Origin of the sequence: Martinezella rhizogenes, assembly GCF_007002745.1 — a bacterium.
In the GTDB taxonomy this organism is placed as follows: Bacteria; Pseudomonadota; Alphaproteobacteria; order Rhizobiales; family Rhizobiaceae; genus Agrobacterium; species Agrobacterium cucumeris.
On record NZ_SGNY01000001.1, the window covers coordinates 551,073 to 576,542 of the forward strand.

24 protein-coding genes and 1 other annotated feature are annotated in these 25,470 nt (G+C 59.4%); of the genes, 17 read left to right on the forward strand and 7 right to left on the reverse strand.

The genetic code is table 11. The annotated features are described in order from the left end of the window. The first annotated feature begins 142 nt into the window (after window positions 1–142). Window positions 143–2,248, forward strand: a complete 2,106-nt coding sequence (locus EXN68_RS02785) for a methyl-accepting chemotaxis protein (RefSeq protein ID WP_142839539.1) — start codon at window positions 143–145, stop codon at window positions 2,246–2,248. 78 nt (window positions 2,249–2,326) lie between these two features. Then, window positions 2,327–2,382, forward strand: a sequence feature (sul1 is cis-regulatory element that is thought to sense ions involved in sulfur or methionine metabolism; They are found in Alphaproteobacteria). A 74-nt stretch (window positions 2,383–2,456) separates the two neighbouring features. Beyond that, window positions 2,457–3,938, forward strand: a complete 1,482-nt coding sequence (locus EXN68_RS02790) for a SulP family inorganic anion transporter (RefSeq protein WP_142839540.1) — start codon at window positions 2,457–2,459, stop codon at window positions 3,936–3,938. 40 nt (window positions 3,939–3,978) lie between these two features. On the opposite strand, the gene EXN68_RS02795 is transcribed toward EXN68_RS02790, so the two are convergent. Then, window positions 3,979–5,169 (reverse strand): hypothetical protein, encoded by a 1,191-nt coding sequence (locus EXN68_RS02795; RefSeq protein WP_142839541.1) that lies wholly within the window; start codon window positions 5,167–5,169, stop codon window positions 3,979–3,981. Between the two features lie 229 nt (window positions 5,170–5,398). Between EXN68_RS02795 and parC the strand changes: the two genes are divergently transcribed. Beyond that, window positions 5,399–7,651, forward strand: a complete 2,253-nt coding sequence (gene parC / locus EXN68_RS02800; protein ID WP_142839542.1) for a DNA topoisomerase IV subunit A — start codon at window positions 5,399–5,401, stop codon at window positions 7,649–7,651. A 3-nt stretch (window positions 7,652–7,654) separates the two neighbouring features. Here the strand turns inward: parC and EXN68_RS02805 are convergent, their stop codons facing one another. From EXN68_RS02805 to hemB, 5 genes are all read right to left on the reverse strand, one after another. Beyond that, complete coding sequence (locus EXN68_RS02805) at window positions 7,655–8,044, reverse strand: type II toxin-antitoxin system death-on-curing family toxin (protein ID WP_142839543.1); 390 nt, start codon at window positions 8,042–8,044, stop codon at window positions 7,655–7,657. Next, entirely contained in the window at window positions 8,041–8,262 is a 222-nt protein-coding gene (locus tag EXN68_RS02810) for an AbrB/MazE/SpoVT family DNA-binding domain-containing protein (protein WP_142839544.1), read from the reverse strand. Before EXN68_RS02810 ends, EXN68_RS02805 begins: the two co-directional genes overlap by 4 nt. 74 nt (window positions 8,263–8,336) lie before the next feature. Further along, window positions 8,337–9,095 carry an arginyltransferase gene (locus EXN68_RS02815; RefSeq protein ID WP_142839545.1) on the reverse strand — a complete coding sequence of 253 codons (759 nt, stop codon included), beginning with the start codon at window positions 9,093–9,095 and terminating at the stop codon, window positions 8,337–8,339. Between the two features lie 178 nt (window positions 9,096–9,273). Then, on the reverse strand, window positions 9,274–9,732 hold the full coding sequence (locus EXN68_RS02825; RefSeq protein ID WP_046798865.1) for an RDD family protein: 459 nt from the start codon (window positions 9,730–9,732) through the stop codon (window positions 9,274–9,276). A gap of 98 nt (window positions 9,733–9,830) precedes the next feature. Beyond that, a complete protein-coding gene (hemB, locus tag EXN68_RS02830; RefSeq protein ID WP_046798866.1) occupies window positions 9,831–10,844 on the reverse strand; it encodes a porphobilinogen synthase in 1,014 nt (337 codons plus the stop codon). A 184-nt stretch (window positions 10,845–11,028) separates the two neighbouring features. Here hemB and EXN68_RS02835 point away from each other — a divergent pair, with 184 nt between their 5' ends. The 12 genes from EXN68_RS02835 (at window position 11,029) to EXN68_RS02895 (ending at window position 23,399) form a co-directional block, all read left to right on the forward strand. Beyond that, window positions 11,029–11,466, forward strand: coding sequence for a DUF6163 family protein (locus tag EXN68_RS02835; protein WP_046798867.1), 438 nt, complete (start codon window positions 11,029–11,031; stop codon window positions 11,464–11,466). A 234-nt stretch (window positions 11,467–11,700) separates the two neighbouring features. Continuing rightward, window positions 11,701–12,210: a transcriptional regulator LdtR gene (gene ldtR, locus EXN68_RS02840; protein ID WP_169539083.1), complete on the forward strand. Its 510-nt coding sequence runs from the start codon at window positions 11,701–11,703 to the stop codon at window positions 12,208–12,210. A gap of 374 nt (window positions 12,211–12,584) precedes the next feature. Next, window positions 12,585–13,916 carry a L,D-transpeptidase family protein gene (locus tag EXN68_RS02845; RefSeq protein WP_142839547.1) on the forward strand — a complete coding sequence of 444 codons (1,332 nt, stop codon included), beginning with the start codon at window positions 12,585–12,587 and terminating at the stop codon, window positions 13,914–13,916. 188 nt (window positions 13,917–14,104) lie between these two features. Then, the gene (gene glyA, locus EXN68_RS02855; RefSeq protein ID WP_142839549.1) at window positions 14,105–15,394 is read left to right on the forward strand and encodes a serine hydroxymethyltransferase; all 1,290 of its coding nucleotides are present in this window, start codon (window positions 14,105–14,107) and stop codon (window positions 15,392–15,394) included. A gap of 12 nt (window positions 15,395–15,406) precedes the next feature. After that, window positions 15,407–15,886 (forward strand): transcriptional regulator NrdR, encoded by a 480-nt coding sequence (gene nrdR / locus EXN68_RS02860; RefSeq protein ID WP_006312828.1) that lies wholly within the window; start codon window positions 15,407–15,409, stop codon window positions 15,884–15,886. A gap of 2 nt (window positions 15,887–15,888) precedes the next feature. Further along, on the forward strand, window positions 15,889–17,133 hold the full coding sequence (ribD, locus tag EXN68_RS02865) for a bifunctional diaminohydroxyphosphoribosylaminopyrimidine deaminase/5-amino-6-(5-phosphoribosylamino)uracil reductase RibD (RefSeq protein ID WP_142839550.1): 1,245 nt from the start codon (window positions 15,889–15,891) through the stop codon (window positions 17,131–17,133). Then, window positions 17,133–17,744 (forward strand): riboflavin synthase, encoded by a 612-nt coding sequence (locus EXN68_RS02870; protein ID WP_110759266.1) that lies wholly within the window; start codon window positions 17,133–17,135, stop codon window positions 17,742–17,744. Before ribD ends, EXN68_RS02870 begins: the two co-directional genes overlap by 1 nt. A 295-nt stretch (window positions 17,745–18,039) precedes the next feature. Continuing rightward, window positions 18,040–18,672: a LysE family translocator gene (locus EXN68_RS02875; protein ID WP_065115375.1), complete on the forward strand. Its 633-nt coding sequence runs from the start codon at window positions 18,040–18,042 to the stop codon at window positions 18,670–18,672. A gap of 174 nt (window positions 18,673–18,846) precedes the next feature. Next, window positions 18,847–19,293 carry a 6,7-dimethyl-8-ribityllumazine synthase gene (locus EXN68_RS02880; protein ID WP_020809943.1) on the forward strand — a complete coding sequence of 149 codons (447 nt, stop codon included), beginning with the start codon at window positions 18,847–18,849 and terminating at the stop codon, window positions 19,291–19,293. Between the two features lie 4 nt (window positions 19,294–19,297). Then, window positions 19,298–19,795 carry a transcription antitermination factor NusB gene (gene nusB, locus EXN68_RS02885; protein WP_046798873.1) on the forward strand — a complete coding sequence of 166 codons (498 nt, stop codon included), beginning with the start codon at window positions 19,298–19,300 and terminating at the stop codon, window positions 19,793–19,795. Between the two features lie 21 nt (window positions 19,796–19,816). Then, window positions 19,817–21,040: an MFS transporter gene (locus EXN68_RS02890; protein ID WP_142839551.1), complete on the forward strand. Its 1,224-nt coding sequence runs from the start codon at window positions 19,817–19,819 to the stop codon at window positions 21,038–21,040. A 220-nt stretch (window positions 21,041–21,260) separates the two neighbouring features. Beyond that, entirely contained in the window at window positions 21,261–23,399 is a 2,139-nt protein-coding gene (locus EXN68_RS02895; RefSeq protein ID WP_142839552.1) for a sodium-translocating pyrophosphatase, read from the forward strand. 81 nt (window positions 23,400–23,480) lie between these two features. Here EXN68_RS02895 and EXN68_RS02900 read toward each other — a convergent pair whose 3' ends face one another. After that, window positions 23,481–24,011 (reverse strand): outer membrane protein assembly factor BamE, encoded by a 531-nt coding sequence (locus EXN68_RS02900; protein WP_046798876.1) that lies wholly within the window; start codon window positions 24,009–24,011, stop codon window positions 23,481–23,483. Window positions 24,012–24,281: 270 nt separating this feature from the next. Between EXN68_RS02900 and EXN68_RS02905 the strand changes: the two genes are divergently transcribed. Both EXN68_RS02905 and EXN68_RS02910 read left to right on the forward strand, forming a co-directional pair. Continuing rightward, window positions 24,282–24,821 (forward strand): ubiquinol-cytochrome C chaperone family protein, encoded by a 540-nt coding sequence (locus tag EXN68_RS02905; protein WP_142839553.1) that lies wholly within the window; start codon window positions 24,282–24,284, stop codon window positions 24,819–24,821. 8 nt (window positions 24,822–24,829) lie between these two features. Then, window positions 24,830–25,393, forward strand: a complete 564-nt coding sequence (locus EXN68_RS02910; RefSeq protein WP_142839554.1) for a YceD family protein — start codon at window positions 24,830–24,832, stop codon at window positions 25,391–25,393. Window positions 25,394–25,470: the final 77 nt, after the last annotated feature.

The window sequence follows — 25,470 nt, forward strand, 5'->3', positions numbered from 1 at the left end:
TTGCTTGCGGGGATCTCCTGTCTATTCTGCTTAACCTGTGGATTGTCATAAAAACTTAATCAAACTGACAAATCCGGTAGAGAACTTCTTAAGTCTTGTCGATCATTCATCGCCCCCATGAAATTTCACAAATGAGGGTTGAATGTTTTCGCTGGTCTCGACGTTCAAAATAGCGCATCGCGTGTCCATGCTGGCGCTGGCTGCGCTGTGCGGTATCGCCGTCATCGCGGGTATGCTGTTGTGGCAACGGCAGATGGAGGAGCGTTATCGCATCGCCGAAGACACGCTGATCCAGAGGGACGGGGTGTTGACGACGCTGGTGGACGCTCTGCACGAAAGCCGCCTGTATCAGAGGGACTTCCTGCTTTCCAGGGACATGAATTCCGTTGCGCAGTTCGACCAGACGATGGGCAAGGTTGGGCAGTCCGTCAATTCTCTCGAAGGCAGCGCCACGCCGCAGGCCCGCGTGAAACTTGATGCACTGGCGCAGGGTGTTGCCGCCTATGGAGAACGCATGAAAGCGCTGGTTTCCAAAAATCAGGAGCTGGGTCTCACCCCTGCCGATGGTCTTGAAGGCGCTATGCGCAATGGTGTGCATTCCATTGAAAAACACATCGACACCGTCGCCAATGCCGAAATCCGCGCCAGCATGTTGATGATGCGCAGGCACGAGAAGGATTTCATCCTGCGGCGCGACGAAACCTATGCGACAAAACACGCCGCCGAGGTGGAAACCTTCAAGGCGCTGGTGAAGCTGGAGTACCGGCCGGGCGTCGAGCGCCAGCGCATCATGGACGCGCTGGAAATCTACACCGCCTCCTTCCGCTTTTATGCGCAGGCGGTGCTGGAGGAGCAGGCGGCACGCGAGACGGTTGCCACGGCCTATACCGCATTGCTGCCGCTCGTCGCCGATATTTCCTCGGCCTATCGGCAGGAGCGGCAGGCAAGCGCGCTGCAGAACAAAAATGCGGCGGAAACCACGGTTTTGATCGTCGTCGCCCTCATTGCCCTGACCGTCGTGATCCTTTTTGCCGGGGTCTATCTCATTGGCCGTTCGATAACGCGCCCCGCGACCTTGATCACCGGTGCGATGCGTCGCCTTGCCGAAGGCGAAACCGAATTCGACGTTCCCGGCCTGCGCCGTAAGGATGAATTCGGCGCCATGGCGCAGGCGCTGGAAATTTTCCGTCAGGCCGCCATCGCCAAGATCGAACTGGAGAACCAGACTTTTGCGGCCCGGCAACAGGCGGAAGACCAAAAGGCCCGTTTCCAGCGCGAGGCGGAGGCGGAGGCACAGGCGCGGCTGATGCAGGCGACGAGCGGTCTTGCGGCAGCGCTGCACCGTCTCGCCGCCGGTGATCTCTCCTTCGAGTTGAACGAGCCCTTCGCTCCGGATTTCGAGACGCTGCGCCACGATCTCAACCGCACCATCCGCCAGCTGGATGCCGCCATGTCCGGCGTCGTGCAGTCGAGCGTGGCGATCGACGGCGGCAGCCAGGAAATCAGCCAGAGCGCTGCCGATCTTGCCCGCCGCACCGAGCAGCAGGCCGCCTCGCTGGAGGAAACCGCCGCCGCTCTTGATGAGCTGACCGCGAATATCCGCATCTCGGCTGAGCGTGCTGTGGAAGCCCGCACGGTCGCCCACTCCGCCGATGAGGATGCCAGCCGCACGGCTGACCTTGTCGTCGATACAATCATGGCCATGGAGAAGATCGAACAGTCATCCGGCAAGATCGGCAGCATTATCAGCGTTATCGATGAGATCGCTTTCCAGACCAACCTTCTCGCGCTCAATGCCGGCGTCGAGGCAGCCCGTGCAGGCCAGGCGGGACGCGGTTTCGCCGTCGTCGCCCAGGAGGTGCGCGAACTGGCACAGCGCTCTGCAAAAGCTGCGGCCGAGATCAAGGTGCTGATCCGCAACTCCAGCACCGAGGTGAAGGACGGTGCGCGTTTCGTGCGGGAAACCGGCGCAGCCCTGTCGCGCATCGGCGGCTCGGTCAAGACAATCAACGGCCATATCGAAGCCATCGCCGTTGCGACAAAGGAGCAGTCTCTCGGGCTTTCCGAGATCAATACTGCCGTCAACAATCTGGATCAGGGCACGCAACAGAATGCCGCCATGGTCGAGGAAAACAATGCCGCCAGCGCCATGCTGGCGAGCGAGACGGCCCGTCTCAAGAATCTGGTCTGCCAGTTCCGGCTGAGCAATATGGATATCGAGGAGCATGGCTTGCGCGAAGCGGCCTGATACCTCATTTCGCTGCATCGAAAAGCGGGCGCGCAACTTGCCGCCCGCTTTTTTGCTGTTTATAGGTGGGGTACTCACCACGGACCCGGTGAAATCCCGGGTGGCTCTTCTGGCCGCCGATCCGCCAGACAACGCAAAGCACCGACATTCCTTTTCAATCTACCGGACATGGCTCCGGCCGGTGCGTCATTCTTTGCGAAAAAATCAGATGAACAGATTTCAGACTTACAGACGTGAGTGGTTTTCCAATATTCGCGGCGATCTTCTTTCAGGTATCGTCGTGGCGCTCGCCCTCATTCCCGAAGCCATCGGCTTTTCCGTCATTGCCGGTGTCGATCCCAAAGTGGGGCTGTTTGCCTCCTTCGCCATCGCCTGCGTTTCCGCCTTCACCGGCGGCCGGCCGGGCATGATTTCGGCGGCAACCGCAGCCACAGCCGTGCTGATGGTCACGCTCGTCAAGGAGCACGGCCTGCAATATCTCTTTGCCGCCACCATTCTCATGGGCGTGCTGCAGATCGCGGCGGGTTTTGCGAAACTCGGCCGGGTGATGCGTTTCGTGTCACGCTCTGTCATGACCGGTTTCGTCAATGCACTGGCGATCCTGATCTTCATGGCGCAATTGCCCGAACTGACCGGCGTGCCGGTTGAAACCTATGTCATGATCGCCGCCGGTCTTGCGATCATCTATCTCTTTCCGCTGGTCACGAAGATCATTCCATCACCGCTGGTCGCCATAGTTGCCTTGACCTGCGTGGTGGTGTTCTCCGGCATGGACATCCGCACGGTCGGCGATCTCGGTGAGTTGCCGTCGACATTGCCGATCTTTGCATTGCCGCAGGTGCCGCTGACCTTCGAAACGTTGCAGATCATCTTTCCCTACTCCGTGGCGCTCGCCGCCGTTGGCCTGCTGGAATCGCTGCTGACGGCCCAGATCGTCGACGACATGACGGATACGGGCAGCAACAAGAGCCAGGAATGCATCGGGCAGGGGACGAGCAATATCGCATCTGCCCTCATCGGCGGCATGGGCGGCTGCGCCATGATCGGCCAGTCCGTCATCAATGTCAGCTCCGGCGGTCGCGGCCGCTTGTCCACTTTCGTCGCGGGTGCGTTCCTGCTGTTCCTCATTCTGGTGCTGGATGATCTCGTGCGCATCATTCCCATGGCGGCTCTGGTGGCTGTCATGATCATGGTGTCCATCGGCACCTTCTCGTGGCGTTCGATCCTTGATCTGCGCCGCAACCCGCCATCGTCAAGCATCGTCATGCTGGTAACCGTCGGCACGGTGCTCGCCACCCATGACCTTGCAAAGGGTGTGCTGGCGGGCGTGCTTCTTTCCGGCGTGTTTTTCGCGGGCAAGGTTTCCAAGCTTTTCCACGTCAGACCTGAGCTTTCAGCCGATGGCCGCGAGCGGATCTATCGCGTTGACGGCCAGATTTTCTTCGCTTCGACGGAAAGCTTCATCGCCGCCTTTGATTTTGCCGAAGAGGTGGAGGCGGTGACGATTGATGTCTCGGAGGCGCATCTGTGGGATATCTCCGCAGTCGGCGCGCTGGACAAGGTGGTCCTGAAATTCCGTAAGGTCGGCAAGCGGGTCGAGGTGATCGGCGTCAATGAGGCAAGCGCCCACATGATCGACCGTTTCGCCCTGCACGACAAGCAGGGTGCGGCAGCAGCCCCGCTGCATTGAGTACAAATAAAAAGCCCCGGCAGAACCGGGGCTTTTTTGTTTATTCGTTTGCCGTCACCGTCACGCCGAGCATTTTCGGCAGGGTGTTCGGTGCGCCCATCGCAGCGCCCATGATCATCGGGAACGGAACCGGCTTTTCCGGCTCTGCGGTGATCGAGAAGTTCTTCGGATTGTCGATATAGGTGTTGATCGCCGTCGACACCATGTTCTGCAATTCCGGTACGTTGAGCGAGGCCATCATGATCGGGGCCATGCCCTTGATGGTCTGGGCGAGCTGGTCGCTCGTCATGCCCTGCTGGCTTGCCGTGTAATCGATGGCGCGCTTGGTGATGCTGGCGTCCTCGAAGCTGATCTCGGCATTGACGAAGGAAAGCTGCTGCATCAGGCCGAGCATGGCAAGGCTGGCTGCCTGGTCTGCCTGTTCCTTGTTCGGATTGGCGGCCTGCGCCTTCACCGTCTCCTGCATCGACTTGATGAAGGCAAGCGTGTAGCCGGAGAAGCCGAACGACATGTTGAGGCGGCCGACATTGTCGAGGTTGATGGCATATTCCTCGACATCAACGGTGCCGGAGGCAACTTCCCAGCTGCCGCTCATGGTCATGTCGCCGGAAAGGGCCTTGAGTTCGAGCTTCTCGATCGCGTCCTTCGTGGCCGGGTCGGTGACTTCGCTGAGATCGGCCTTGAAGCCGGATGCATCAAGTTCGAAACCGATCGAGGCCTTGTCATCGCTGACCGACATCGTCGCGGTGCTTTCCTCAAGCGAGAAAGCCGGCTTGCCATCGATGGAAACCGAAACCGGGCCGCTATGTGCTTCGTCATAGAACATCAGCGCATCCACGGTGCCCGTGGTCGCATCGGCGGGAATGACGAGGCCCGACATGTAGATGTCGCTTGCCTTGATCTCCACGTTTTCCTGCTTGTAGTCGATATTGTCGAAACGGGCGTTCTTGATCGTGTAACCGCCGTTGTTTTCCTCGACGCCTTCAAGCGTGATGTTGCCGACCGGGATTTTCTTGGCGGGATCGGCGGCTGCGTTGAAGGTCACGCTGTTCAGCGTCACCGTCGAGCCGTTTACGGCAACCGAGCCGGCGGCGATCTCACCGCCCTGGGCGGCGTAGGCTGCATTGATCTTCTTCAGCACATCCCCGCCGTCCAGCGCAAAAGCCGGTGCCGAAAGCGTAAGAAGCGCGGCACTCGCGAAAAGAACCTGCCGGGTGGATTTCAATCTCATGATGTTTCTTCCCTCAACGTACGGATGTGCACCCTGTCAGAATGCTAATGGTGATACTTATATTCACGATTATTCAAAGGTCTACAGAATTTAGATCGATTCCCATGACGGCGGCATTGCGGCATTTAGATCGCGGTTAACAAAAAACCTCACGAAAGAGGTGTTTTCATCCACAGGGCAGACCCCTGAATTTCTTGCCGGGAATCGGCATTTCCGCTAGTCAAGCACCATGGGAAAAAATCTTGTACCTCCGTCTGGCGGAGACGATAACATTCATCCGGTCGATTTGAAGGCGGCGCTTGAAGAGCGCTACCTCGCTTACGCCTTGTCCACGATCATGCATCGTGCGCTGCCGGATGTGCGTGACGGCCTGAAGCCGGTTCACCGCCGCATCATTCACGCCATGAGCGAAATGGGCATTCGTCCCAACTCGGCCTTCAAGAAATGCGCCCGTATCGTCGGTGATGTCATCGGTAAGTTCCACCCGCATGGCGACCAGTCGGTTTATGATGCGCTGGTGCGCCTCGCGCAGGATTTCTCGCAGCGTTATCCGATCGTCGACGGGCAGGGCAATTTCGGCAACATCGATGGCGACGGCGCCGCCGCCTATCGTTACACCGAAGCGCGCATGACCGATGTGGCGGCATTGCTGCTGGAAGGCATTGGCGAGGACGCGGTGGATTTCCGCGCCACCTATAATGAGGAAGACGAGGAACCGGTGGTCCTGCCGGGTGCTTTCCCGAATCTTCTGGCCAATGGTGCCTCTGGCATTGCCGTGGGCATGGCGACATCGATCCCGCCGCACAATGCCCACGAACTTTGCGATGCGGCGCTGTATCTCATCAAGCATCCCGATGCGACGGTCGAAAAGCTGGTGGAGTTCATTCCCGGCCCCGATCTGCCCACGGGTGGCGTGATCATCGAAAGCCGCGAGAATATTCTCGATGCCTACAAGACCGGCCGCGGCGGTTTTCGTGTGCGCGCCAAATGGGAAACGGAAGATCTCGGTCGCGGCGGTTACCAGATCGTCATCACCGAAATTCCCTTCCAGGTGCAGAAATCGCGGCTGATCGAAAAGATCGCCGAGCTTCTGCTCGCCCGCAAGCTGCCGCTGCTGGAAGATGTTCGCGACGAATCCGCCGAAGACGTGCGCATCGTGCTGGTGCCGAAGAACCGCACCGTCGATGCGACGCTCCTGATGGAATCGCTGTTCCGCCTGTCCGACCTCGAAAGCCGCCTGCCGCTCAATATGAACGTGCTGTCGCTTGGCAAGGTGCCGAAGGTCATGGCGCTGAACGAGGTGCTGAGCGAATGGCTGGCGCACCGCAAGGACGTGCTGGTCCGCCGCTCCCGCCACCGTCTGGCCGCCATCGATCGCAGGCTCGAGATTCTGGGCGGCCTGCTGGTCGCCTATCTCAATCTGGATGAGGTGATCCGCATCATCCGCGAGGAGGACGAGCCGAAACAGGTGATGATGGCCAAGTGGTCACTCACCGACAACCAGGCCGAAGCCATTCTCAACATGCGGCTGCGCAATCTGCGCAAGCTCGAGGAATTCGAAATCCGCAAGGAGTTCGATGAACTCAGCAGCGAGAAGGCCGAAATCGAAGGTCTGCTCGCCTCCGACGACAAGCAGTGGCAGACCGTCGCCTGGGAAATCGGCGAGGTCAAAAAGAAATATGCCAAGGCAACCGAGATCGGCCGTCGCCGCACGCAGTTCGCGGATGCGCCGGATGCCGATATCGAGGCCATCCAGCAGGCGATGATCGAAAAGGAACCGGTCACCATCGTCATTTCGCAGAAGGGCTGGATCAGGGCGTTGAAGGGCCACATGTCCGATACGTCGACCCTGACCTTCAAGGAAGGCGACGGCCCGAAGCTTGCCTTCCCGGCGCAGACCACCGACAAGCTGCTGCTTTTGACCACCGGCGGCAAGGCCTATACGCTCGGCGCCGACAAGCTGCCGGGTGGGCGCGGCCATGGCGAGCCGATCCGCATCATGGTCGACATGGAGAACGATCAGGACATCCTGACCGCCTTCGTCCATGATCCCTCACGCAAGCTGTTGCTCGTCTCCACCGCTGGCAACGGTTTCATCGTGGCGGAAAGCGAAATGGTCGCAAATACCCGCAAGGGCAAGCAGATCATGAATGTCTCCATGCCTGACGAAGCCAAGCTCGCGGTGCCGGTGACGGGTGATCATGTCGCTGTCGTTGGCGAAAACCGCAAGCTGTTGGCCTTCCCGCTGTCGCAAGTGCCGGAAATGTCGCGCGGCAAGGGCGTGCGCCTGCAGCGCTATAAGGATGGCGGCGTTGTCGACGTTAAATGTTTCGCGCTTGCCGAAGGCTTGTCCTGGTCCGACACGGCCGGGCGTCTCTTCAACAAGGTGGGTGAAGAACTGCGCGAATGGCTGGCCGACCGTGCCACCGTTGGCCGCACCGTGCCGAAGGGTTTTCCACGTAGCGGGAAATTTGGCGGGTAAGAGTTACGGGTATGGGACGATATGATCTTTGAGGAACCGGCTCACGCCATCCTCATCGATCTCTCCAGAAGCGACGGCCATAACGAATTGGTAGAGATGTGCTTCTTCCGTTTGGATCATGAAGCCGTTTTCCATCAGGAAAATACCGGCGGTCACGATAGCGATCCGCTTATTGCCATCGAGAAACGCATGATTTCTCGCCAGTCCAAAAAGATAGGCCGCTGCGAGATCGCAAACGTGGCCGCAGCCATAGTCAGCTTTGTTGATGGGTCGGTTTAAAGCCGAATCCAGCATGCCTTCGTCACGCAGCCCGTGAATGCCCCCGAAATTATCGATTTGCATTTTGTGAAGCTGCTTGACGGTCTTGACGTCCAGGAAAATAAACTCGGTCATTCAGCGAGTTTCTTCAAGGCTACCTTGTATTTATCCATGAAGACGCGTGCATGTTCTAGTTGACGTGCGAAGGCTTCGTCTGCAACGCGCACACGCAGCTCACCGTTGCTTTCGTCGAGGTCAAGCGTGTCGCCTGCCTTAACGCCCATGCGCTCCAGAACTTCCTTGGGGATAATGATGCCTTCGGAATTACCGATTCTGCGCACCGTCACGTTCATAGCTAGATACTCCATGTTATAACGGCGTTATAACATTGCTGAGGCGTTGTTGCAACGGAGTTGCAACACTGCGCTCAAACGGGGTCTGGCTCGTAAACCTCCCACCCGCGCGGCGTCAGATGTTCCTGCGGGTGGTAGCGGGTCTTGTAGCCCATCTTTTCCGAACCATCGACCCAGTAGCCGAGATAGACATGCGGCAGGCCAAGCCCGCGGGTGCGGGTGATGTGATCGATGATCATGAAGGTGCCGAGCGAGCGCTTTTCGAGATCGGGATTAAAGAAGGAATAGACCATCGACAGGCCGTCGCTCATCACGTCACTGAGCGCCACGGCCAGCAACTCGCCGCGTTTGCTGGAATCAATGCCGGAGCCCGGTTCGCGCACGCGGTATTCGATGATGCGGGTGTTCACATGCGTGTCTTCGACCATGATCGCATAGTCCAGCGCCGACATGTCGGACATGCCGCCAGACTGGTGGCGGTGATCCAGATAACGGCGGAACAGGGAGAACTGCTCGGTGGAAGGTTCGGCGGCGTGAACGGTGGCGACGACATCCTTGTTGATGGACAACACGCGTCGCATCGATTTCGTCGGCTGGAACTGCTCGGTCAGGATACGCACGGAAACGCAGGCGCGGCAGTTTTCGCAGGCCGGGCGATAGGCGATGTTTTGCGAACGCCTGAAGCCGCCCTGGGTCAGAAGGTCGTTCATTTCCGAGGCGCGCGGGCCAACCAGATGCGTAAAGACCTTCCGCTCCATCTGGTTCGGCAGATAGGGGCAGGTGGCCGGCGCCGTAAGATAGAATTGGGGGGAGGGCGTCGCCTGCGTGTTCATCGAACCGTGATCGCCTCCTGCGTCTGTTATGAAAGCGCGCCGCGATTTCACGGGGTTGGCGGCGGCGCTTCAAGCGACATGCATAATGTCACAGAATGGCAAAATGACGGAAAACGTCAACTGCGGGATGAGGTATTTACCGCCTTTAAAAGGCACGTTTTCGTGGCTTCATGCGATATCAGCGTGTCCTGACCATGACGGTGCCGAGCAGGAAGTCGTGAACGAGGCGCGAGCGCTCGGTAAACAGGCCTGCCAGAAGAATCAAAGGCGTCAGAACCGAGTTGATGACCCAGAACAGCACGATGTGCACGGTCGCCAGCAGAAAATCGATTCGCCGTCCATCCATGCGCGCCATGGCGATGCCCATCGCCCGCATGCCGGGTGTGGCCTGCGAGGGACCGCCGAGCGATACGCCGAAATAAAGCACCGCGACGATGACGAACAGCGCCGGGTAGAGGAAAAAGCCGAGACCCAGCGTGATCACGCCGAGAAAGAAGACAATCACGGCGGCCGGAATGCAAAGCAGCAGAACGATCGCATAATCGATCAGGAACGCGAAGACGCGCCGGCTCAGGACGCCGCTATAGGCGCGCCAGTCGTCCGGTGCGGCATAAGTGGGGTTCTGGTCGAGGCTCATCTTTCGTTTTCTCCTGAAAAGGTCTGACAGCGCGGCTTATATGCCGTGTCAGCAGACAATATGGGAAGAAAACGACCGAATACAATAAGAGGTGGCCGTCAGCCCTTTGCGAGTTTGCGTGCAGCCTCGATGGCGAAATAGCTCAAGATGCCATCGCAGCCTGCGCGCTTGAAACAGAGAAGTGTTTCCATCATCACCCGTTCGCCGTCGATCCAGCCATTCATGGCCGCCGCCTTGATCTGGGTATATTCGCCGGACACCTGATAGGCGAAAGTCGGCAGCCCAAAATTCTCCTTCAGCCGCCAGCAGATGTCGAGATAGGGCAGGCCGGGTTTGACCATCAGCATATCCGCGCCTTCCTCCACATCGAGCGCCGCATCACGGATCGCTTCCATGCCGTTGGCAGGGCTGATGTAATAGCTATTCTTGTCGCCCTTCAGCAGGCCGGCCGTGGAGATGGCCTCGCGATAGGGGCCATAATAGCCGGAGGCGAATTTCGTTGCGTAAGCCATGATGCCGACATTCTGGTGCCCGGCGGCATCAAGACCGCGACGAATAGCGCCGATGCGGCCATCCATCATCTCAGACGGAGAGATAATGTCCGAACCGGCCTCGGCCTGCAGGATCGCCGCCCTGACGACCTGATCGACCGTCTCGTCATTGACGATCTCGTCGCCGCGCAGAATGCCGTCATGCCCGTGGCTGGTGAAGGGGTCGAGCGCGACATCGGTGATCATGCCGATATTTGGAACGGCTTTTTTGACCGCGATCGTCGCCTGATTGATGAGATTGTTGGCCTCGAGCGCATTAGAGCCGGTCTCGTCACGCAGATCCATCTCGATATTCGGGAAGGTGGCGATTGCCGGAATGCCGAGGTCGGCGGCTTCCTTCGCCGCTTCGACGAGCTTGTCGATACTCATGCGGTTGACGCCGGGCATCGCCGGAATGGGATCGAGGATATTGCTGCCGGGTACGATGAAGACCGGCCAGATGAGATCGTCGACGGTCAGGCGGTTCTCCTGCACCAGACGGCGCGTCCAATCCGCCTTGCGATTGCGCCGCATGCGGCGATGGCCGGTGATCTCGTCGACCAGATGCGTTTTGTCCTGCATGTCAGAATGTCCTTCGGTCAAATTTCGCAAGCTGCATAACATGAAGCATGCGCCGTGCGAATGCGACAATGTCGCCCTGGCTTTCCCTCTTGCCTGCCTTGCCGGGAAGCGATGCTTTGACAAGGTAGACCACCGGATTCAATATGGGCTGGTCGCCCGCCCGTCGAGACCGTATCTTCCGGCCATGGAACCTGATTCTCAACCTCTGCCGAAGCGTCCGCTTACGGAAATCCTCTTTCTGGTCTTCATGAGGCTGGTCGCGGTCTCCTGTTTCTGGTTCGGCCTGCAATATTGGGCAATGCTCACGGGGTACTCGCTGGGCGGGCAGGGGCGGTTCGATATGCTGAACCTGCCCTGGCGGGTGGCGGGCAGTGCACTGGCGGTTATTTTCCCGGTTGCGGCCCTTGGTCTCTGGCTTGGCGCCTCCTGGGGCGCGGTCATGTGGGTCATGGGCGCGGGTGCGCAGATCGCCATGTATAAGGTATGGCCACATATCTTCGGCGCCAACACGCTGGTACCCGTCATGCACGGTCTCGTGGCAACCATTTATATACTATTTCTGGTCGCTTTCTGGCTGGATCACCGCCAGAATGAAGAACGCGCAAGAATTGATTTACCATAAGAATAAAGCAATGCGGCCTGTTTTCAGGCCGTTTTTTATCTCTAAGTCATTGATTTATAATGCGTGGCCTCTGACCATTCCCGCTTCGCCACAAGTTGGGTCCTCCTGGGAAAATGCAGGTAACCATTTGTTAATCGTAGCTTTTAAGTAGAATTTTATGCGCATTGATTAGGTTCTCACTCAAGGCGGGAGACAAACAAACACACCGCCAAACAAAACAGTGAGGCAGTCATGATCAATAGCAAAGTTAAGCCGCAGGCCGTTGTTGCCGACGCACACGAAGATACCATCCGTTCGCTCTACATGGAGTCGCTGCATCTGGTGGAACGTCTCCACCGCCGCCTCCTCGATGTCATCAAGGACGAGTTCGATCGTCAGGGTCGTGATGACGTCAACGCCGTACAGGCTCTGCTGCTGTTCAACATCGGCAATTCCGAATTGACGGCCGGTGAACTTCGTTCCCGCGGTTATTACCTCGGCTCGAACGTTTCCTACAACGTCAAGAAGCTGGTCGACCTCGGTCTCATCAACCACCAGCGCTCGCGTGTCGACCGCCGCTCGGTCCGCATCAGCCTGACCGAAGAAGGCCAGGCCATCGCCGAAACGGTTGCCCGCCTTTATGAACGCCACGTCGGCTCGATCGAAAAGGTCGGCGGCATCGGCACCGGCGAGTTCTCCGAAATGAACAAGCTGCTGCAGCGCCTCGATCGCTTCTGGAACGACTCGATCGCTTATCGTCTCTAATATCCGCGACGGGTTCACTGTTTAAGCCGGGGGCATCGCTTTGCCTCCGGCTTGCGGATTCCGTGCAACGCCGGCGCTTGTTTTTCATGTCAAGCCCGTTGCCTTATCCGAGCCTTCGCCTTTGTTTTCAGGCAACACAGCTTTGTGAGAAAAGGCTCGTGACACGAATTGGCCATATTGATATGGGACCGGCAAGGGTGAGGGAGCCGGCTGTTTCTCCTGCTGTCGCGGCAAGTCCCGACTGTTCCGCCAGACTGTAGCGCCCAGACCCTGGGCCTCGAGCATTACCGGCCGGCAGGCACGTTGTACGTGTTTGTTAATCATATTGATTTAGGCATTGTTGAGAATGCCGAAGAGAGTGGCTGGTAGGTAGAATGACAAAGAAATCCGTTTCCGATTCCGTATCGCGCCGCGCGCTTCTGCGCTCAGCCGTTTCCGTTGGTGTTGCAGCACTTGCCGCGCCGGCCTTGGCGCAAAATGCGCTGAACGACCTCATGGGTTCGTCACGCCGCGGCAACTGGGATGACCAGTTCGACGCCAATACGTCGCGTTCCGCCGTCGGCGTCGTTTCCAACAATCCGGTTCTCGGCCGGGAAGCGCCGGTCTACATGCAGCAGGCGATCATGCAATATCAGCAGATCGTCCAGAATGGCGGCTGGCCGGATGTGCCCGTCAGCCAGCAGCGCCTTCAGATCGGCGTCTCTGACCCCTCCGTACAGGCGCTTCGCCAGCGACTGATGGTGTCTGGCGACCTGCCGCGCGAAGCCGGTATTTCCAGCGCCTTCGATAGTTACGTCGATGGTGCGCTGAAACGCTTCCAGGCCCGCCATGGTCTTCCGGCTGATGGTGTCAGCGGTGAATATACCACCAAGGCGCTCAATGTTTCGGCCCAGATTCGTCTGGCGCAATTGCAGACCAACCTTGTGCGCATTCAGTCCATGTCGGGCGATCTCGGTCCGCGTCACCTGATGGTCAATATTCCGGCCGCCGCCATCGAAGCGGTGGAGAATGAACGCGTCGTCCTGCGCAACACGGCCGTCGTCGGCCGCGCCAGCCGCCCGACACATGTCATCAATTCCAAGATTTACGAGGTCATCCTCAATCCCTACTGGACCGCGCCGCGCTCGATCATCGAGAAGGATATCGTGCCGCTGATGCAGAAGGACCCGACCTATCTGGAGCGGAACAATATCCGCCTCATCGATGGCAAGGGACAGGAAGTGCCGCCGACCGCGGTCGACTGGTTCGCGCCGAAGGCCCCGAACCTGATGTTCCGTCAGGACCCCGGCAAGATCAACGCCATGTCTTCGACGAAGATCAACTTCCACAATCCGAACAACGAATATATGCACGACACACCGCAGCAGGGCCTGTTCAACAAGCTGATGCGTTTCGAATCCTCCGGTTGCGTGCGCGTGCAGAATGTGCGCGACCTCACAAGCTGGCTGCTGCGCGACACGCCCGGCTGGTCGCGTCAGGAAATGGAACGCGTCATCGCCACCCGCGTCAACACGCCGATCAAGCTGGCGCAGGAAGTGCCGGTTTATTTCGTCTACATCACCGCATGGTCGGCGAAGGACGGCGTGGTGCAGTTCCGCGACGATATCTATGAAAAGGATGGCAACGCCGAACTGGCGCTCAACACCACGAGCGGCATGGAGCAGCCGGCCGGCGCTGTTGATGACGACCTTCTGCCGCGCAACTGATCGGCGCTTTTATCGATGAAAACAGGCCGCATCTTCGGGTGCGGCTTTTTTCTTGACGATTTTCTGAGAACAGCTGCCGTTTTTTGTCGCAACGTCGCGTTTTGACGGGCAAATCTCGCACCTCGTATTGCTCTTGTCCGGGCGGAACGCTAAGACGCCATCGCATTACTGTTTCAGGAGCCTTCACCATGTCGAACACAGATGCTTTCTTCTCCCGTCCGCTTGCCGAAGTTGATCCGGATATTTTCGGCTCGATCGAGAAGGAACTGGGTCGCCAGCGCCACGAGATCGAACTGATCGCCTCGGAAAACATCGTTTCCCGCGCCGTGCTTGAAGCGCAGGGTTCGATCATGACCAACAAATATGCCGAAGGTTATCCGGGCAAGCGTTATTACGGCGGTTGCCAGTTCGTCGACATTGCTGAAGAGCTTGCCATCGAGCGCGCCAAGAAGCTGTTCGGCGTCAACTTCGCCAACGTCCAGCCGAATTCCGGTTCGCAGATGAACCAGGCCGTGTTCCTCGCGCTGCTGCAGCCGGGTGATACCTTCATGGGTCTCGACCTGAACTCGGGAGGTCACCTGACCCACGGTTCGCCGGTCAACATGTCCGGCAAATGGTTCAACGTCGTGTCCTACGGCGTGCGCGAAGGCGACAACCTGCTCGACATGGACGAAGTGGAGCGCAAGGCCAAGGAAACCCGGCCGAAGCTGATCCTCGCCGGCGGCACCGCCTATTCCCGTATCTGGGACTGGAAGCGCTTCCGCGAGATCGCCGATGAAGTCGGTGCTTACCTCATGGTCGACATGGCCCACATTGCCGGTCTCGTTGCCGGTGGCCAGCATCCGTCGCCGTTCCCGCACTGCCATGTCGCCACCACGACGACGCATAAGTCGCTGCGCGGCCCGCGCGGCGGCATGATCCTCACCAATGAAGAGGATCTGGCCAAGAAGTTCAATTCCGCCGTATTCCCCGGCCTGCAGGGCGGCCCGCTGATGCACGTCATCGCCGCCAAGGCCGTTGCCTTCGGTGAAGCGCTGCAGCCGGAATTCAAGGACTACGCCGCACAGGTCGTCAAGAATGCCAAGGCACTGGCCGAAACGCTGATCGAAGGCGGTCTGGATGTCGTCTCCGGCGGCACCGACAACCACCTGATGCTGGTCGATCTTCGCAAGAAGAACGCCACCGGCAAGCGTGCGGAAGCAGCCCTGGGCCGCGCCTACATCACTTGCAACAAGAACGGCATTCCTTTCGATCCGGAAAAGCCCTTCGTCACCTCCGGTGTCCGTCTTGGCACGCCGGCCGGCACGACGCGCGGTTTCAAGGAAGCGGAATTCCGCGAAATCGGCAAGCTGATCGTCGAGGTTCTCGATGGTCTGAAGGTTGCCAATTCGGACGAGGGCAACGCCTCGGTCGAAGCTGCGGTACGTGAAAAGGTCGTCGGCCTGACCGACCGTTTCCCGATGTACCCGTACATGTAAGGAAAAAAGACGATGCGCTGCCCATTTTGCGGTTCCGAAGACACACAGGTCAAGGACTCGCGTCCGGCGGAGGACAACACCTCCATCCGCCGGCGGCGCATCTGCCCCGATTGCGGCGGCCGCTTCACGACCTATGAGCGCGTGCAACTGCGCGAGCTGATGGTCATCAAGAAAAGCGGCCGCAAGCTGCCCTTCGACCGGGAAAAGCTGGTGCGATCCTTCGAGATCGCGCTGCGCAAGCGCCCGGTTGACCGCGACCGGATCGAGCGGGCCGTGTCAGGCATTGCCCGTCGTCTCGAAAGCTCCGGCGAGACGGAAATTCCCTCGGAAGAAATCGGCCTGCAGGTTCTCGAAGCGCTGAAAAGCCTCGATGACGTGGCCTTCGTGCGTTATGCCTCGGTCTATCGCGATTTCAGCCATGCCGAGGATTTTGAAAACGTGATTGCCGAAATCAACGCCAAGATCGCCCGCGACACGGACGCCGGAGTCTAGCCGTGACGAGCCGTGCCGATGACGAAAGGTTCATGGCCCGCGCCATCGAGGTTTCGCTTCGCCACCAGGGCCAGACGCTGACCAACCCCTCGGTCGGCTGTGTTCTCGTCAAGGACGGGAAAATCATCGCCGAAGCGGTGACTGCCATCGGCGGTCGCCCCCATGCCGAACGTCAGGCGCTGGAAATCGCCGGCGAGGCGGCCCGTGGTGCTACCGCCTATGTGACGCTCGAACCATGCTCGCACTGGGGCAAGACCCCGCCATGCGCCAATGCCCTGGTGGAATACGGCGTCGCCCGTGTCGTGGTGGCGGTGGATGATCCGGATGAGCGTGTTTCCGGCCGTGGTTATACGATTTTGCGCGATGCCGGCATTGTCGTGGAAACCGGCCTGCTGCGTGATGAGGGTAAGAGGGCGCTTGCCGGTTACCTCACGCGCCAGATGAAAAAACGCCCGCATGTGATTCTGAAGCTTGCCGTTTCCGCCGATGGCATGATCGGCAGGAAAGGCGAGGGGCAGGTGGCGATCACCGGTCCCGAGGCTCGCCATGCCGTGCATGAGCTGCGGGCGCGTTGCGATTGTATTCTCGTCGGCATCAGGACCGCGATTGCGGATGACCCGGAGCTGACGGTGCGGATCACCGGCATGGAGCAGCGCTCGCCGGTGCGCATCGTGCTGGACCGGCAGTTTGAATTGCCGTTGACGTCGAAGCTGGTGCGGAGTGCGCGGGAGGTGCCGGTGGTGGTTGCGGCTTTACCCCCCTCTGCCCTGCCGGGCATCTCCCCCTCAAGGGGGGAGATCGGCAAGGGGCTGTCCGCTCGCTCAAATTTTGAGCCGGGGTCTCATTCGCCAGCTGTTGATGTCGGGCAACACGCCGCTCCATCGATCTCCCCCCTTGAGGGGGAGATGCCCGGCAGGGCAGAGGGGGGTAACCGCGAGTCAAAGCGCCAACTCCTCACCAACGCCGGCGTCCAGATCCTCGAAGCCACAACCCTCGAAAACCTCCTCCACGTCCTTGCCGATAGCGGCATGTCGGAACTTCTGGTCGAAGGCGGTGCCTTTGCCGCAAAATCATTCCTTGAAGCCGGGCTGGTGGACCGTATCATGCTGTTCGAAAGCCCTGTCGTGATCGGTGAGGGCGGCATTGAAACGCCGCTCCGCCGTGCCGATATCACGGGCGATTATGCTTTGGTCAGTGAAACCGCCTATGGGCCGGATCGCTGCTTCGATTATGAAAGGCCGATTTGATGTTTACCGGAATTGTCACCGACGTTGGAACCGTTTCCGAGCTGGAAGCCCTGGCTGAAGGCATTCGTCTGCGGGTGGCGACCAATTACGATCCCAAGACCATCGATATGGGTGCATCCATCTCCCATGGCGGCATTTGCCTGACGGTGACGAGGCTGCCGGAAGACGGCAGCAACGAGCGCTGGTATGAGGTCGAGGCCTGGGAAGAGGCGCTGCGCCTGACAACGATTGCCGGCTGGAAACAGGGCACCCATGTCAATCTGGAGCGGGCGCTGAAGATCGGCGACGAGCTTGGCGGTCACATCGTCTCCGGGCATGTCGATGGCAAGGCGGAAATCCTGGCCGTAGAGCCGGAAGGCGAAGCGGTACGTATCCGCCTGCGCGCGCCGGACCATCTGGCAAAATTCGTGGCGCCCAAGGGTTCCGTGGCGCTCGACGGCACTTCGCTGACCGTCAATGCCGTCGAAGGCACCGATTTCGACGTGCTGCTCATCCGCCACACGCTGACTGTGACGACGTGGGGCGAGCGCCAGCCCGGAGACTTCGTCAATTTCGAAGTCGATACGATGGCGCGTTATGCCGCACGGCTTGCGGAATTTCCCTCGGCGTAAGCTGGCGAGGCTCGGCGTTTTATTATGTTCGCGGACTCTTCCTTCTCCCGTCATTCCGGCCTTGAGCCGGAATCCAGCCAGCCCAAGTCCTTGGGCTGAGAAGACTCCTTTCGCCGCACAGACGCGCGTCGGCTGGATGCCGGATCAAGTCCGGCATGACGGAGGAGGAGCAGCGAGTTTGATCGTGATCGGTGTTGGTCGCCGCCACACTTCCGGTCGAACCGGAAAGATTGTAAAGACGTCATTCAGCCGTTTGAGATCGACTGCGCGCCAAACAGGGTAGGGAACATACATCATGCCGTCTTTTGAACTGCTGACAGCCTTTTTCATAACCACCGCCCTGTTCGCCTATATTCCCGGTCCGGCCATGCTTTACGCGGCGGCACAGACCATGGCGCGGGGTCGGTTTGCCGGGCTGATGGCGGTACTCGGCATCCATGTCGGCTGCTATTTTCATATCTTCGCCGCTGCGGCCGGTCTCTCCGTGCTGTTTCAGGCGGTTCCATGGCTTTACCTCGCGGTGAAGCTGTGCGGGGCGCTTTATCTTATCTGGCTGGGTTTCTCGATGCTGCGTAGCAAGCTGGAAGGGGAGGCGGTCAATCTCACCATCGAGCCGAAATCGGCGCGTCGGGCTTTCATCGACAGTATCATCGTTGATGTCCTTAATCCGAAGACGGCGCTGTTCTTTCTGGCCTTCCTGCCGCAATTCGTGGATCCGGCGGCCGCTTTCCCGGTCTGGCTGCAGTTCCTGATCCTCGGCATTGCCGTCAATTTCATTTTCTCCTCCGCCGATCTCGTCGGCGTGCTTCTGGCGGGCGCGATGGTCGGGCGTCTGAAGCGGTCGAGCGCCGTGCAGGCTCTGGCCCGGCGCGCTGCCGGAACGGTGCTGATGGGGCTTGGCGTGCATCTGGCTTTCCAGAAAAGCTGATTTTTCATCCGCGCCGCAGAGACATCAAGCCTTGCGGGATACCCCGCAAACGGGCCATGCTGCGTGGGCGATGCATGAAAATACTTGCCAAGAACGGCCAGCCGTGGTTTGACCGCCGCAAAAGCCGGTATGATCCGGCGTAAGCTTTTCGGGAAAATCCCCAGGAACCCTCACATGTCCAAACCTCATCTTCTTATCGTGGAAGCACGTTTTTACGACGATATGGCGGATGCCCTTCTCGAAGGCGCGAAGTTCGCGCTCGATGAGGCCGGCGCCACCTATGACGTCATCACCGTTCCCGGCGCGCTGGAAATTCCCGCCGCCATCGCCATGGCGCTTGATGGCGCCGACAATGACGGCACGGAATATGACGGTTTCGTCGCACTCGGCATGGTCATTCGCGGCGAGACCTACCACTTCGATATCGTCTCCAACGAATCCTCCCGCGCCCTGATGGATCTCGCCGTCAGCGAATCGCTGCCGATCGGCAACGGTATCCTCACCGTTGAAAATGACGAGCAGGCCTGGGCGCGCGTGCGCCGTTCCGACAAGGACAAGGGCGGTTTTGCCGCCCGTGCGGCGCTGACCATGATCGAGCTGAAGAAGAAACTGGGTGGCTGAGCGCATGTCGAATGTTGATAATGGCGGCGAACCGCGCCAGCCTTCGGTAAAGCCGGCCAACCAGCGCGGCGCGGCCCGCCTTGCGGCCGTGCAGGCGCTTTACCAGATGGATGTCGGCGGCACCGGCGTGATGGAAGTGGTGGCCGAATATGAGGCGCACCGTCTCGGTCAGGAAGTCGATGGCGATACCTATCTGAAGGCCGATCCGTCGTGGTTCCGCTCCATCGTCTCCGGCGTCGTCCGTGACCAGACGAAGATCGACCCACTGGTGCGTTCCGCCCTTCTGGAAGACTGGCCGCTGTCGCGTCTCGATGCCACCGTGCGCGCCATTCTTCGCGCCGGCACCTTCGAGATCCTTGAGCGTAATGACGTGCCGGTCGCCGTCATCGTCACAGAATATGTTGAAATCGCCCGCGCTTTCTTCGAACACGACGAGCCGAAGCTGGTGAATGCGGTGCTTGACCGCATCGCCAAGCAGGTGCGCGGCGAGGCAAAACGCTAAAATACATCAGGTGAGGAAGACATGAGCGCCGTTTCCGTCCCCGGACTTGAAGTTCAACTGGGCGAGGCCAAGCGCAACGTCTTCCTCCTCACCATGGCGCAGGCGATCATGGGGTCGGCCGCGCCCTTAAGCTTTTCGGTCGGCGCGCTTGCCGGTTATCAGCTGCTCGGAGCCGACAAGTCGCTGGCAACCGCGCCGCTCACCGGCTTCAATATCGGCGTGGCGCTCGGTGCCATCTGCGTTGCGGCGGCATCCCGTTTCCTCGGCCGCAAGGCCGGTTTCATGGTCGGCGCGCTGATGTGCTCGATCGGCGGTGGCATCGCCGCAGTCGCGCTCTTCCGCACGGATTTCTGGCTGTTTGCCGTCGGTCTGCTGCTGATCGGTATCTCAGGCGGTTTCACGCAAAAAATCCGTTTCGCCGCAGCCGACGCATCGCCATCCTTTTACAAACCGAAGGCTATTTCCTGGATTCTGGCAGGCGGCATCATTTCGGCCATCGTCGGGCCGCAACTGGCTATCCTCGGCAAGGATCTGCTCGCACCGGTCACTTTTGCCGGCGCGTTCATCGCACTGGTGCCGCTCGGCCTCGTCTCGATCGCCATTCTGGCTTTCCTGAAATTGCCCGACCCGAAGGCAGCATCCACCCATACGGAGGCCGCGCGTCCGCTGTCGGAAATCGTCCGCACCCAGCGTTTCATCACCGGCATGGTCTGCGGTATCGGTTCTTATGCGCTGATGACCTTCATGATGACCGGTGCGCCGCTTGCCATGGTCGTCGGCTGCGGTTTCCCCACCGAACTCGCCACGCTCGGCATCCAGTGGCACGTTCTGGCCATGTTCGCGCCGAGCTTCTTCACCGGCATGCTGATTTCCCGATTCGGTGCGGAAAAAATCGTTGCATTCGGCCTCATCGTGCTGATGGCCTGCGCCGTCATCGCCCATATGGGCATCGAATTGTGGAACTTCTGGGCCGCGCTCATCCTGCTCGGGCTTGGCTGGAATTTCGGCTTCATCGGCGCAACCGCCATCATCACGTCAAGCTATCGCCCGCATGAGGCGGACAAGGTGCAGGGCTTCCACGATATCGTGCTGTTCGGCACGGTAGCGCTCTCGTCCTTCTCTTCCGGCAAGGTGTTTACGGCGTGGGGCTGGTCGGTGATGAACCTCGTCATCTGGCCGGTTGCGGGGCTTTGCCTGCTGCTCGTCCTCTCGCTGCTGCTGAGGCAGCGCAAAACCGCCGCGTAAGGTCGCACTCCTTCTCTACCCCTTTCATGTTTCAGGCAAATTTGTGGGCTTGACGCCGCACCTTTCGCCAACGCAATCTTGCCGCGCAGGTCGTTTTTCCTTGGGAGGGGAATAAACGGCCCCGACAGGACCTGGTGCGCGTGTGAACGCCCATGTCCTTGCACATGGTTCGCCGCGCCGGGGAGGGAGTGAGACCCGGCCTTTTGGGAGGTAAGTGCGCATGACCGTAATACCGTTAGTGATTTTATGTGGGGTCCTGTCCGTGGTGTACGCGGTGTGGACGACCAAGAGCGTTCTCGATGCCGATCAGGGCAACGAGCGTATGCGTGAAATAGCAGGTTTTATCCGTGAAGGTGCGCAGGCTTATCTCACCCGTCAATATCTCACCATCGCCATCGTCGGATTGATCGTCGCCGTTCTTGCCTGGTATCTGCTGTCGGCCATCGCGGCCATCGGTTTTGTTATCGGCGCGGTGCTGTCCGGCGTTGCCGGTTTCGTCGGCATGCATGTTTCCGTGCGCGCCAATCTGCGCACCGCGCAGGCCGCATCCCACAGCCTTGGCGCCGGCCTTGATATCGCCTTCAAGTCGGGCGCCATTACCGGCATGCTGGTTGCCGGCCTCGCGCTGCTTGGCGTTTCCATCTATTATTACATACTGACCTCGGTCCTTGGCCATCCGCCCGGATCACGCGCGGTCATCGACGCGCTGGTGTCGCTCGGCTTCGGCGCGTCGCTGATTTCGATCTTCGCCCGTCTCGGCGGCGGCATCTTCACCAAGGGCGCCGATGTCGGCGGTGACCTTGTCGGCAAGGTCGAGGCCGGCATTCCGGAAGATGACCCACGCAACCCGGCAACCATTGCCGATAATGTCGGTGATAACGTCGGCGATTGCGCCGGCATGGCGGCCGACCTGTTCGAGACCTATGCCGTCTCCGTTGTTGCGACGATGGTTCTCGCCGCGATCTTCTTTGCCGGAACGCCGATCCTGGAAAGCGCCATGGTCTATCCGCTGGCGATCTGCGGCGCCTGCATTCTGACTTCGATTGCCGGTACCTTCTTCGTCAAGCTTGGCACCAACAATTCCATCATGGGCGCGCTCTATAAGGGGCTTATCGCCACCGGTATCTTCTCGGTCGCCGGTCTTGCGGTCGCAACCTATGCAACGGTTGGCTGGGGAACGATAGGCACGGTCGCCGGAATGGAAATTACCGGCACCAACCTCTTCCTTTGCGGGCTGGTCGGCCTGGTCGTCACGGCGCTGATCGTCGTCATCACCGAATATTATACCGGCACCAACAAGCGCCCGGTCAACTCCATCGCCCAGGCATCGGTTACCGGCCACGGCACCAACGTCATCCAGGGGCTTGCCGTCTCCCTGGAATCGACGGCGCTGCCGGCCATCGTCATCGTCGGTGGCATCATCGGCACCTACCAGCTCGGCGGCCTGTTCGGCACCGGCATCGCGGTCACCGCCATGCTTGGCCTTGCCGGCATGATCGTGGCGCTCGACGCTTTCGGTCCGGTCACGGACAATGCCGGCGGCATCGCCGAAATGGCCGGCCTTGATCCGGATGTGCGCAAGGCGACCGACGCGCTGGATGCCGTCGGCAACACCACCAAGGCGGTCACCAAGGGTTATGCCATCGGCTCTGCCGGCCTCGGCGCGCTGGTGCTGTTTGCCGCCTATGCCAACGACCTGTCCTACTTCGCCGCCAATGGCGATACCTATCCCTACTTCAAGGACATGGGCGAGATTTCCTTCAGCCTTGCCAATCCTTACGTCGTTGCCGGCCTGCTGTTCGGTGGCCTTATCCCCTACCTCTTCGGCGGCATCGCCATGACGGCGGTGGGCAAGGCGGCAGGTGCCATCGTCGAGGAAGTGCGCCGTCAGTTCCGCGAAAAACCCGGCATCATGGCGGGCACGGAAAAGCCTGACTACGGCAGGGCGGTCGATCTGCTGACGAAAGCGGCGATCCGGGAAATGATCATCCCGTCGCTTCTGCCGGTTCTCGCCCCTCTCGTCGTTTATTTTGGCGTGCTGCTGATCTCGGGCTCCAAGGCGTCAGCCTTTGCCGCACTCGGGGCATCGTTGCTCGGCGTCATCATCAACGGCCTGTTCGTGGCGATTTCCATGACATCAGGCGGTGGCGCCTGGGATAATGCCAAGAAGAGCTTCGAGGATGGTTTCATCGACAAGGACGGCGTGCGCCACGTCAAGGGCTCGGACGCCCACAAGGCGTCGGTGACGGGTGATACCGTCGGCGACCCCTATAAGGACACCGCCGGCCCCGCCGTCAATCCGGCCATCAAGATCACCAATATCGTGGCGCTGCTGCTGCTGGCAATTCTTGCCCACTGAAAGCTTGATGCCTGACAAACGAAAAAGGCCCGGGGAGCGATCCTCGGGCCTTTGATTTTTGCGAATTCTTTTGCCTGCCGGTCAGGGCGTGTTGTTGCCCTGGCCGAGAATGCTCTTGGCGATGTTGGCGCCCGAGGTGCCGCCGGAGAGCAGCTGCTGCAGGAAGGTGAGATCCTTGCCGCCCGTCGGGGTGGTGCGCGAAATCGTGTCGAAGACCTTGCCGTCCTGCAGCGCGTAATTGGCCTTGCGCTCGATCACGCCGTCCTTGTTGAAATAGATGGCGAGAATGTTCTGCTCGACCAGCGTCGGCTTCATGAAGGCGGCGCGGCGCACGCGCTTCTGCGAGATGTAATAGAACACCTCGTTGCCGAAGGTCGCCGTGGTGGAGGGCGTGCCCATGGTCAGCAGAACCTGTTCGCGGCTGGAGCCTTCTGGGATCAGCTGGAGCGACTGCTCGTCCATGACGTAGCCGTTGTGGAACACGTCGGTGGTGCTGGTGCAGGCGGAAAGCAGGCCGGATGCGAGCACGATTGCGATGGCCGTCTTGCTCAGAATTTTGCCGTGACTTGCGGATTTCTGCTTGCTCAACTGCTTTTCCCCGACTGCGATCATGAATGGCACCTTCCGGCATTGCGTGGTGCACAGTGTCTGTGCACATGATTGTGTCAATCCGGGGACGGAAAATCCCGATCACCCCCCAAATTCAATGCTTTCCCGGTCTTTTGGAACTCCTCCGGTTCTCTTCGACTGTTTCAGCCGAAAGACGAACGTGACCGCGACAGCATTGCAATTCGTGGATGCTTCGGTAAACCAGCTTTGACGATCATGCAACAAGTGCGAGGGGCGGTAAGTGAATTCACCGGTCACGTTCGGAAAAAAACGATGATATTCGGGCTGTTCAAGAAGAAAAACAACAATCGCGCCATAGTCGACCGGCAATATGAGACCTTGACGGCGGCCGCCCGCTCGCCCGGTTTTTATCTCGATCTCGGCGTTCCCGATACCGTGATGGGCCGTTTCGAGATGCTGTCGGTCATCATGATTCTCTATTTCCGTCGCACCAAGTCCTCCGGGGTCAGCGGTCAGGAGATCGCGCAGGAGATCGTTGACGCCTTTTTTCAGGATATCGATCATTCCATCCGTGAACTCGGTATCGGTGACCAGGGTGTGCCGAAACGCATGAAGAAATTCGCCGGCATGTTTTACGGACGGCTCGAATCCTATGCGGCGGCGCTGGATGCATCCGACCCCGTTGCCCTTGCCGCAGCGCTTCGGCGCAATATATATCCGCAGGCAGACGAGACGGCGCCGGCGCTGGACGGGCTGGCGGGCTGGATGATGGAAGCCTCTTCGGCCCTTTCCGCCGTCTCCGAAGAAACAATAGCAACCGGAAGCCTGACGCTGCCCTTGCCTGGACGATGAGGTTCACCATGAACACGCGACACGCCGCAAATGACGACCTGCCTTTTTCCTATCCCGTAAAGGTAGGCCATATTTCCGCCAATCCCGTCAGGATTGGTCTGGAAGCCAACGCCGAGGAGCTGAAGGCGCTGGCGAAATTCTGGAATGTGGTTTCTGTCGAATATCTGAAGGCGGAATTGCAGGTTACCCGTTGGAAGAAGGACGGCGTGAAGATCAAGGGCGAGGTGCATGCGGCCGTGACCCAGTCCTGCGTCGTGACGCTGGAGCCGGTCACGAGCAAGATCGACGAGCCTGTTGAGCATATTTTTGTGCCGGAGGGATCGAAGCTGGCGCGGATGGTCACCAATGAGGAAGGCGAGATCGTACTCGACCCCGATGGTCCTGACATTCCCGACCAGTTCATCGGCGACAGCATCGATGTCGGCGCTGCAGTTGCCGAATTCGCTGCCCTGGCGATCGACCCCTATCCGCGCAAGCCGGATGCGGAATTTCCAGAAACCGCAGACAAGGAGCCGGAAGAAGAAAAGCGCCCGTCGCCTTTCGCCGCGTTAAAAGATTGGAAAAAAGACTGAATGGCCCGGTTGGGCTGAAATAATTTTATTGTAACAAAAGCCGGAAAAGGTATTTTCGCGCAAAATCCGCTTGAGTG

Excerpts from the sequence above, each read along its gene's own strand:
- EXN68_RS02810 (WP_142839544.1), bottom strand. The coding sequence starts at position 8,262 with ATGAACGTGACGGTGCGCAGAATCGGTAATTCCGAAGGCATCATTATC.
- EXN68_RS02900 (WP_046798876.1), bottom strand. The coding sequence starts at position 24,011 with ATGATCGCAGTCGGGGAAAAGCAGTTGAGCAAGCAGAAATCCGCAAGT.
- glyA (WP_142839549.1), top strand. The coding sequence starts at position 14,105 with ATGTCGAACACAGATGCTTTCTTCTCCCGTCCGCTTGCCGAAGTTGAT.
- EXN68_RS02905 (WP_142839553.1), top strand. The coding sequence starts at position 24,282 with ATGATATTCGGGCTGTTCAAGAAGAAAAACAACAATCGCGCCATAGTC.
- EXN68_RS02835 (WP_046798867.1), top strand. The coding sequence starts at position 11,029 with ATGGAACCTGATTCTCAACCTCTGCCGAAGCGTCCGCTTACGGAAATC.
- EXN68_RS02910 (WP_142839554.1), top strand. The coding sequence starts at position 24,830 with ATGAACACGCGACACGCCGCAAATGACGACCTGCCTTTTTCCTATCCC.
- EXN68_RS02875 (WP_065115375.1), top strand. The coding sequence starts at position 18,040 with ATGCCGTCTTTTGAACTGCTGACAGCCTTTTTCATAACCACCGCCCTG.
- EXN68_RS02880 (WP_020809943.1), top strand. The coding sequence starts at position 18,847 with ATGTCCAAACCTCATCTTCTTATCGTGGAAGCACGTTTTTACGACGAT.
- EXN68_RS02890 (WP_142839551.1), top strand. The coding sequence starts at position 19,817 with ATGAGCGCCGTTTCCGTCCCCGGACTTGAAGTTCAACTGGGCGAGGCC.
- EXN68_RS02805 (WP_142839543.1), bottom strand. The coding sequence starts at position 8,044 with ATGACCGAGTTTATTTTCCTGGACGTCAAGACCGTCAAGCAGCTTCAC.
- EXN68_RS02790 (WP_142839540.1), top strand. The coding sequence starts at position 2,457 with ATGAACAGATTTCAGACTTACAGACGTGAGTGGTTTTCCAATATTCGC.
- EXN68_RS02845 (WP_142839547.1), top strand. The coding sequence starts at position 12,585 with ATGACAAAGAAATCCGTTTCCGATTCCGTATCGCGCCGCGCGCTTCTG.
- hemB (WP_046798866.1), bottom strand. The coding sequence starts at position 10,844 with ATGCAGGACAAAACGCATCTGGTCGACGAGATCACCGGCCATCGCCGC.
- EXN68_RS02870 (WP_110759266.1), top strand. The coding sequence starts at position 17,133 with ATGTTTACCGGAATTGTCACCGACGTTGGAACCGTTTCCGAGCTGGAA.
- EXN68_RS02795 (WP_142839541.1), bottom strand. The coding sequence starts at position 5,169 with ATGAGATTGAAATCCACCCGGCAGGTTCTTTTCGCGAGTGCCGCGCTT.
- EXN68_RS02895 (WP_142839552.1), top strand. The coding sequence starts at position 21,261 with ATGACCGTAATACCGTTAGTGATTTTATGTGGGGTCCTGTCCGTGGTG.
- EXN68_RS02815 (WP_142839545.1), bottom strand. The coding sequence starts at position 9,095 with ATGAACACGCAGGCGACGCCCTCCCCCCAATTCTATCTTACGGCGCCG.
- parC (WP_142839542.1), top strand. The coding sequence starts at position 5,399 with ATGGGAAAAAATCTTGTACCTCCGTCTGGCGGAGACGATAACATTCAT.
- nusB (WP_046798873.1), top strand. The coding sequence starts at position 19,298 with ATGTCGAATGTTGATAATGGCGGCGAACCGCGCCAGCCTTCGGTAAAG.
- EXN68_RS02825 (WP_046798865.1), bottom strand. The coding sequence starts at position 9,732 with ATGAGCCTCGACCAGAACCCCACTTATGCCGCACCGGACGACTGGCGC.
- EXN68_RS02785 (WP_142839539.1), top strand. The coding sequence starts at position 143 with ATGTTTTCGCTGGTCTCGACGTTCAAAATAGCGCATCGCGTGTCCATG.
- nrdR (WP_006312828.1), top strand. The coding sequence starts at position 15,407 with ATGCGCTGCCCATTTTGCGGTTCCGAAGACACACAGGTCAAGGACTCG.